General features: G+C 36.1%; 9 protein-coding genes and 1 pseudogene. 4 read left to right on the plus strand and 6 right to left on the minus strand.

Features of this window, described 5'->3' with window-relative positions:
- A partial coding sequence (locus tag ABXH34_RS15815) for a hypothetical protein (protein WP_502710420.1) occupies window positions 1-576 on the minus strand: 576 nt, incomplete at its 3' end.
- Window positions 577-607: 31 nt separating this feature from the next.
- On the opposite strand from ABXH34_RS15815, the gene ABXH34_RS15820 reads away from it, so the two are divergent.
- The 4 genes and pseudogenes from ABXH34_RS15820 (at window position 608) to ABXH34_RS15840 (ending at window position 3,202) form a co-directional block, all read left to right on the plus strand.
- On the plus strand, window positions 608-790 hold the full coding sequence (locus ABXH34_RS15820) for a hypothetical protein (protein WP_353572856.1): 183 nt from the start codon (window positions 608-610) through the stop codon (window positions 788-790).
- A gap of 51 nt (window positions 791-841) precedes the next feature.
- Window positions 842-1,692: pseudogene (locus tag ABXH34_RS18780) on the plus strand (IS1595 family transposase); the annotation flags it as partial.
- A 199-nt stretch (window positions 1,693-1,891) separates the two neighbouring features.
- Window positions 1,892-2,254, plus strand: a complete 363-nt coding sequence (locus ABXH34_RS15835) for a hypothetical protein (RefSeq protein ID WP_353572857.1) — start codon at window positions 1,892-1,894, stop codon at window positions 2,252-2,254.
- Between the two features lie 420 nt (window positions 2,255-2,674).
- Window positions 2,675-3,202 (plus strand): YcjF family protein, encoded by a 528-nt coding sequence (locus ABXH34_RS15840; protein ID WP_353572858.1) that lies wholly within the window; start codon window positions 2,675-2,677, stop codon window positions 3,200-3,202.
- Between the two features lie 44 nt (window positions 3,203-3,246).
- On the opposite strand, the gene tadA is transcribed toward ABXH34_RS15840, so the two are convergent.
- From tadA to ABXH34_RS15865, 5 genes are all read right to left on the minus strand, one after another.
- Window positions 3,247-3,708 carry a tRNA adenosine(34) deaminase TadA gene (gene tadA, locus ABXH34_RS15845; protein WP_353572859.1) on the minus strand — a complete coding sequence of 154 codons (462 nt, stop codon included), beginning with the start codon at window positions 3,706-3,708 and terminating at the stop codon, window positions 3,247-3,249.
- Window positions 3,698-4,114, minus strand: coding sequence for a phosphoribosyl-AMP cyclohydrolase (gene hisI, locus ABXH34_RS15850; protein WP_353572860.1), 417 nt, complete (start codon window positions 4,112-4,114; stop codon window positions 3,698-3,700). Before hisI ends, tadA begins: the two co-directional genes overlap by 11 nt.
- Before the next feature lie 176 nt (window positions 4,115-4,290).
- Complete coding sequence (locus ABXH34_RS15855) at window positions 4,291-6,783, minus strand: condensation domain-containing protein (RefSeq protein WP_353572861.1); 2,493 nt, start codon at window positions 6,781-6,783, stop codon at window positions 4,291-4,293.
- Between the two features lie 120 nt (window positions 6,784-6,903).
- Window positions 6,904-7,641 carry a hypothetical protein gene (locus ABXH34_RS15860; RefSeq protein ID WP_353572862.1) on the minus strand — a complete coding sequence of 246 codons (738 nt, stop codon included), beginning with the start codon at window positions 7,639-7,641 and terminating at the stop codon, window positions 6,904-6,906.
- Between the two features lie 225 nt (window positions 7,642-7,866).
- Window positions 7,867-8,232 (minus strand): DUF5672 family protein, encoded by a 366-nt coding sequence (locus ABXH34_RS15865; RefSeq protein WP_353572863.1) that lies wholly within the window; start codon window positions 8,230-8,232, stop codon window positions 7,867-7,869.
- Window positions 8,233-8,582 lie beyond the last annotated feature (350 nt).

Here is an 8,582-nt window from a genome sequence, read left to right on the forward strand (position 1 = left end):
AACAGGGCTTGGTCGCCCTGTATCCCGGCTTTCAGCCGCCAAGCCTCTAACCCACCCGTCTTTAGCGGGTGGTTGTTTAGTTTCCTGCCGCAATGATTTCAGGGTTTCAAAGACCAGTTGCAATGATGCTTTATCTTGTGAACCAAAGCCTTCATCTAAGAAAAAGAAATTTTGTGTGGTTTTAGTGGTTTTTTGAATACTATCGGATAAAGCCAAAGATAATGATGCTTGGAAAATCTGTCTACCTGACAAAGTTTTAACACTGCGCAACTGTCCATCATTCATATAATCTCGTACTTCAAATTCATTGTTATCATTGAGTTCTAAACGTAATTTTTGCTGAGTTAAGCGTACAAAACGTGTATTTGCTGCATTGACCAAATCTTGCAAAAATACGGTTGAAACATAATTAACAAAACCACTACCCTGAAATAATTTTTTCAGCATATCAATATTGCTTGCACGCTGTTGTAATTCATCTAAATCAGTCTCTAGCTGCTGCTTTTTTATTAAATCTGTTTTTAACTGCTGTATTGTGTGTTCCAATGTAATAATGGTTTTTTGGTAGTCATGCACAATAGAATTAAAACAAGCCTGCTTTGTTGAATTGGAGCAATTACCAACAGAAAATTTAAAAGAAGTACTGAATTACCTTAAACAACTTCGTCAGAAATCTTCAACAAATACCAAAGAAATAAAATTAGGAGAGTTAACCGTTGATTTGTTTGGCTCAAACGCAGGTATTGATTTAGATTTACCACCACATAAGCCACTGAGCTTTGGCGCGTGATTTTATTGGATACAAATATCGTTTCAGAAATGATGAGACCTCAACCTTCTACATCAACACTCCTTAACAAGTCAGACAATATTTGCATCAACTAAATTGTCCCTAAGAACATGGTTTCTAGCAATGCATTAGATGAGCCAAGCGAAAACAGGTATATCAGCCTTGGCGTTACATCGTCAATTAGGTGTGTCATACAATACAGCATCGGCTATGAAGCAGAAAATAATGCATGTGATGAAAAGAAGCTAATGGGGTGGGTTCAATTAGATGATGTGTATTGGGGAGGCACTAAGCATGGAGGTAAAAGAGGACGGGGTTCAGCCATTTGTCGCGGCGGTCTGTCTAAATCAAGATGCTCATCCTATCTCGATGAATATGAATGTTGTTGAAGGGTTCAAAACTAAGGAGATTGCAGCTTGGGCTGAACACCATCTCAGTACAGAGTGTGAAGTTGTCTCTGATGGTTTAACTTGCTTTAAGGCGGTTTAAAAACACGGTTGCAAGCACACTCGCATTATAACTGGTGGAGGAGTTCATAGCGTAACACTTGAACAGTTTACTTGGGTTAATATCATGATTGCTAATGTTAAAACCGCTATCATTAGACTCTATAGTGAATTTCTTGTTATGTGTTAGGACTGGCAGTCCTTTAATATTTTAAATATCAAACACTTTCAAATTTGAGGACAATTTGAGGACTGCCAGTCCTATATCACTTTAAAATAAAACGGCTATATCATGCAATTCAACATAAACATCTTCCTCGCTACTTAGCTGAATTTTGCTATCGGTTTAATCGGCACTTTCAACTTGACCATTTACTACCTCATTTAGCTTTTGTCGCTCTCAGAACAAACCCTTTGCCTTATCGCCTTCTTATTTTGGCTGATCATTATGGGTAATCAGGAAGTAATTTGGCTGTCTATTTGCTAATAAAATGAGCTATTGATTATCAGATAGAATACGCAAAAACTTATTAAACATTTCAAAATGTGTAAATGCACCTGCTTGATAAGAGATTTACAACCGCTTTTGGTTTACACTCTGATATATCAACCATCAAATACCGATTCCCTCAAATCATTTCATTGTGAGGACAATATGAAACATCTTTTATATATTTTAGTTGCATTACTTAGCACGCCACTCAGTTTTGCTGATGAACTAGGCAACTCTACAGACCTAAAACCGATTGAATTACTGGTAACAGTGAAATACATCGACGTGGAAAATGGCTTTTATGGTTTTGAAACGATAGACGGACAAAAATTCTTACCCACAAATATACCCGACTCATTTAAGCGAGATCAATTGCCTATTAAAGTATTTGGCGTGCGCCAACCTCATATTGTTGGTATCCATCAATGGGGTGAATATATTCGCATTATGAGCATTCAAGTGATTGATTGTGCTGAAGCGAATGAAGATGAACAAGCAGTTTGTGATTTAATTAATATACCGTAATGACCATAGATAGAGAAAGAGCATTTTCAGTTTAGCCATGTACATTTGAGGAGATTATTAACTTTAGCCTTAACGAATTTTAGGGTTTTATGTGAAAATACATTGTTACATAAAGTTTTTACAAAAAATCACCTGTTTTTCATAATTCAAGTTTTTAAGTTATGATAAAATAACAGGCGCAAATTAGAATGTATTTAATTTTTTTTAATTATAGCTTCGGGAATTAATTATGATTGGTAAGCTCTGGCATTTACTTCTGTAACTCATTGTTCTCTATTATTTAAATTTTATGTCACTCTATGTTAGATTAAATAATGTCTATTGCCAACAGATTATTGAATGTGATATAAACCGAAGCTGTATATCGATATATAAAAATTACTCACTACCCTAAAATCAAGACCAATAAGGAGACTCAACATGAGTACAGAAAACGTTGCAGAACAAGAAGAACAGGTAGAAGCCGTTATTGAGAGTCATGAAGAAGAAGCAAACAATATGGTGAAAAACTATATTATTGCATCTATGGGCGCAGCTTTAGTACCTGTACCATTATTTGATATGGTTGCATTGACAGGCATCCAGTTAAAATTGTTACATAGCTTAGCTAAGTTATATGACGTTAAATTCACCAAAAACTTGGGCAAGTCTTTAATTGGCTCATTGTTAGGCGGTATTGTTCCAGCCTCTACTGCAGCAAGTTTATCTAAAGCGGTTCCGGGTGTAGGTACAACTGTGGGTGTAATTGGTATGTCTGCAATTGGTGGTGCAACAACTTACGCAATTGGTCGTGTGTTCATTCAACATTTTGAATCAGGCGGCACATTCTTAGATTTCAACCCAGAAAAAGTACGTGAATATTTCAAAGCTGAATTTGAAAGAGGCAAAGAAGTTGCCAACGAACTAGAAGATAATGACGAAGTAAAAGCAGATACAACTGCAGCTTAGTTTATTCTGAGGAGTGTGTGGCGGCTCATTTTCACACTCCATTATTAGTGTTTAAGTTTGCGTCGTTCCTGAAAAAAATCTTTTAAGCGTTGGCTACATTCAACTGCTAAAATACCGCCGACACATTCAACCTGATGATTGTGCCGAGTATCACGTAAAACGTCGAAACGACTTCCAGCCGCACCCGTTTTAGGGTCATAAGCACCAAACACAACCCTTGATACTCTGGCATGAATAATTGCGCCAGCGCACATTACGCAAGGTTCTAAAGTAACGTAAAGCGTTGTATCAGGAAGACGGTAATTTTGGAAATACTTAGCTGCTTGCCGAATGGCCATTACTTCAGCATGAGCAGAAGGGTCATTGCTTACAATCGGCTGATTCCATGCCTCAGCAATACACTGGTCATTATGTACGACAACAGCCCCAATTGGAATTTCGTTCTGTAAAGCAGCGTAATCAGCCAGCATCAGTGCGTGACGCATCCAAAATTCATCACCTTTCATGATTTTTATACATTATTGCAGGGTCTTTTAAGACAGATTCTGTCACAACCCATTCATTATTTTTTAGTTGTTTAAAAAAACAATGCTGTCTTCCAGTATGGCAAGCAACACCACCAATTTGCTTCACTTTTAGTAAAATAACATCATTATCACAATCTAAATGGATCGACTCCAGTGTCTGTACATTACTAGATTCTTCCCCTTTAAACCAAAGTTTTTGGCGTGAGCGTGACCAATAAACAGCTCGCTGTTGTGCTACAGTTAATTGCAAGGCTTCTCGATTCATCCATGCCATCATCAATATAGTGTTTGTTTCAGCATCCTGAGCAATTGCGGGTACTAAGCCATCGCTACCCCAAGCAACTTGATCTAACCAATCAGTCATATATTTCCTTTCGTTTTTCAAGATAGAAGCGCGTCTACCTCAGCATGGTTTATTGAATCGGATTAAAATATCACAGGATATATTGATTTTACAGTTTAATAAAATTCCAAAAGATTGTATTGGTCATTTTAACGATAAGAGGACTCGCTTTTAGCAAAAGATCGAAAGCCCTCATTATCAGCCATATTTTATGTTATCTAAGCCTTACCAAGTCGTTCAATACGGCCATCACTCAAGCGTCTACCTAAATAACCGGTTTTGAATAAACGAGAATGTATTTGCTGGCTTAGAAATTGAGGTTGGATAAACTTTTGCTGAGTTAAATCATGATCCAAATAGCCTCGGCTCACACCTGCACCACCAATGCAAATCTCACCAATTGCACCCACTGGCAATAAAGTCTCTTGCTGAGAAACAATATGTATTGCTTCCTGATTGAGTATGAATTCAGATACTTCAGCGTCAGATTGCAAACATTGTACTTCAGAGGCCAATGTTGTTTCAGCATGGTCTTCTAAATTAAAGACTAACAAATTATCCAAACGTTGTAGTTGTGCGTGTAGTGCTGGGGTTAAACAATCGCCATTTAGCATAATGATAGATAAATCATGTAATGGGGCTAAGCCTTTTGCCGTAATTAAAGTTTGTAACGCATGAGGAGAGGTTTGCAAAATTGAAACATGATGTTGTTGCAAACTATCAGCAAGATGTTGTTTATCAGGCAATATTACCGTAACACCTAAAATCAAACCACCAATCAAACTTAAAGCCGCCATATCTGAATCAATCGTGCTTGAATACACTACATCACTATGATGCCAGTGAAATGATGCAGTTAAGCTAGTACAAAAATGCACTAAATTGGTGTGTTCAACCATAACCACATGATTTGTATTAGCTTGATAACTTAAGTAGGCTAAATCATTTGCATGTATTTGTATTTCAGGCTCATGAGTTTCTAAACTTGTCGCTAAAATGGTTTCAATATTTATGGTATTTTCCATAGCAAAAGGCGCGTTTTCTATAGTTAAAACTGACTTTGCTCTACATTGCTGGATGATTTTTGGGTTATGCTCATCATTAGAGTTTAATAGAATATAAGCCGCGCCTGCTTTCAGAATTCCCCATAATGCAATACTAAATTGAATATCACTCGCCATACAAATTGCGACACAATCATCAGTACCAATACCTTGTTTAATTAAATAATGAGCGACTTGATTGGCTTTTTGATTTAATTCGGTATAAGTCAATGTTTGATTAGCACAAATAACAGCGGTTTTTTCATCCTGTTGCTGCACTCGTTCGATGAATAAATCCCTTAAGCTACACTCTAATTGTTCGGCATGATATTGAGGATTAAAATCAAATAATAACTGTTGCGTCTCGGTATGAGTCAATGGATTAATCGTAGCTAAACTGATATTGGGTTGTTTGATAATGAGTTTTAAAATTTGTTCGAAATGCTGTGCAAGTCGTTGTATTTGCTCATCAGTATAAGCATTAACATGGTAAGTAAATTGAATTTTAGTTAATTCTGCTGTTGGAGTAATCGAGACCACCAACTCAAAACCACTATGCTTAAAACGTTCTACTACATCGACCTGAATTCCATCATGGGATAAACAATAAGGCGGCTGTTCAAAACACAGGATGTGGTCAATGATAGGAGATTGCAAATGTTGTTGAATATCAGCAAAAGAATGGTAATGATGGGCTTGGTGTGCATCTAAATCATGCTGGATATTGTGTAATAATTGGTCAAAATGAGTAATATTCTCAGTTTTAACTCGAATAGGAATAATATTATTAAGTATCCCCACGACAGAATCTGAATTAAATTGCTCAGAATCTAAAACCGTGGTTGTACCAAAGACAGTATCTTGACAATCATTGTAATAACATAATAAATAGCCCCAAACTGTCTGTAACAAAGTATTGACTGAGACTGATTTTTCTTCAGCTAATTGAAATAATTGTTGAGACAGTTCAGGTGTCATTTGCAGTGTATATTGGGCTGCTTGAGTTGTGGTTAAATCACTATCTTTAGGCACACTACTGATTATTTGATAGTCATGTAAATAGTGTTGCCAATACAAGTGTGAATCATCATGACTTTGTTGAGCCAACCATTTAGTGTAACGATGATATGGGGTAATTGTAGATAATTGAGGGATATTATTTATTTTTAATGATTGGTAGGTTTGCATTAAAGTTTGTTGCAACATTTGGCTACAGTGACTGTCTAGTAAAATCGCATGGTAAGTCCAAATCATTATAAAATGTTGACTATCAAGCTGGAATAAAGAAACACGGCTCAAAATATCTTGATAAAGATTAAATCCCTCTGTTCTGTCTTGTTGCTTAAAGGTGTGTAAATAATCTTGTTGTTCTTGGGATGTTAAACGTTGAATATCAACAAAACGGAACTCCACATCAACATGTTCTAATGCCATTTGCAATGGTTGCAAACCCTTATGGACAAAAATTGTCCGCAAAATATCATAATGATTAGTCAAGGTTTGCCAGCTTGCGTGCATGAGCTGTGCATCGAGTTCGCCCGTGATATTAAAAGTTAATTGCTCAAGATAAGCGGTGTTATCTGCTGTTTGCAACATATAGTGCAAAATGTTTTCTTGCGCAGGTGATAGTGCATAGAGGTTTTTAAGGGAAGTTTTTTTGTTGAGCATGGCGAATCATCTTTTTTAGGTCTACCTAGAAGGTAAAAATTAAGCAACTTTGAAACCAATAAAACTAATTTTAATGATAGATTTTAAATGATTAAGTATTACAATTTTATGACAAAAACATTATGCCGCTTGTTGTTGTGCAATATGAATCCATTCTTTTTGTAGCTTACGGCGATCCTTTGGTAAATCTTGAGCATGTTGAAGAATTTCGTTAAATAATAGGTTAGCCTGCTCTGAACGTCCTAATTTTCTGAGTAATAATGCGTAACGGCATTTGGCTTCATAACCTGAATAGTACCCGCTCAACACTTGATATTCATGTAACGCATCGTCCGTTTTTTCTAAAGCCTCTAATGTTCTAGCAAAGAGTAAATGACCTTCCTGCGACTTAAAATCAGGGTTTTTCTCAATCAATTGCTCCATAAATTGTTTACAGGCTTGAAAGTCCTGCTTTTGAAATAAAATCTGGGTTAAACCCAGCATAATATGCGGGTCATGCTCATAAATACCTTGTAAACTATCTTGATATAATTTAGTTGCTTCATCCAGCAAGCCAAATTGAACACATTCTTTTGCAAGTTCCACTTTGTTATGTATATTGTCAGTTTTAGCTAATTGTTGAGCACGTTGTTTTAAATCACGCTGTGGATCAATTGCGGTTAAGATTTGTTTAGAAGCATAATTGCCTGCTTTACTACAGCGCATTTCGGGTAATATTTCGATCATAAAATAGGCAAAGCCACCTAAGAATGAAAACGCAAGAATAATTATAATCCAATACCGTTCACGTTCTGTCTTAATCACATGAACAATCATAGCCGTTTGTATAACAAGGGATAATGCAATTAAAAAAGGCATATTTCCTCCAGAGAAATGTGTCAAAAAAGAGTGCATCTACATAAAAATGCTTAGATATGTTCTTCTAGTAAAAATTGTGCTTCAGGGCAGTATTGAAGAAGTTTTTGTCTATTTTGTTCAGTTAATCGTGTAATTTTGTGACATCCAAAACTATTGGCTTCAAAACTAATATGCGTACTAAATTTTATACAGTCATCATTTTTTCCTACTTTGCCGCCAATAAGTTCAATATGAAATAGCCATGTTCACCGCCTGTCCACCATGTTCTAGGAAATAAAGTAAGACAGTCATAGGGTTTTGCCAATATCTTAAACTTAAGCCACCATCAATAATAATTCCTATTGGACGGCAACGCATCCATTTTGAACCAATGTAATCATAGTGGATAAAGTCGTTAAGTTTGAATACGGGGTTCTCACATAAAAGGGCATCCGTTTGAAAAATCAATATTTTATTTCGACCGATTAAATTGTTCCAAAACCGTTTGGATAATAGCAATGTATTATATTTTCTAGCATCCAGATTTTTGATACAAAGTTGAGTAAGATACAATTTTTTATCATGCACTAAACTGGCAAGAGAGCTTGGCATAATAAAATCTAGATTTTGTTCACCATGAAATAAAGGTTTTTAGATGTTGGGCTCGTATGTTGTCTATTGAGATACCAAGTTTCTGTAGTTCTCGTCTTATGGTTATTACTGTGGAATCCATTACTCTAATCTATCCAAGCTAATGAATTTATAAATAATCTAAATTTATAGCTAAAAATAAATTAAACATAAATTAAGCGTTATACAGGCCTATTTTATACTTGTTGGTTATAACATCTCAACTATATATGGAACTAAACAACCACCCGCTAAAGACGGGTGGGTTAGAGGCTTGGCGGCTGAAAGCCGGGATACAGGGCGACCAAGCCCTGTTGTCATTAAAGAATTAG

The organism is Candidatus Albibeggiatoa sp. nov. BB20 (assembly GCA_016744725.1).
GTDB lineage: Bacteria > Pseudomonadota > Gammaproteobacteria > Beggiatoales > Beggiatoaceae > Albibeggiatoa.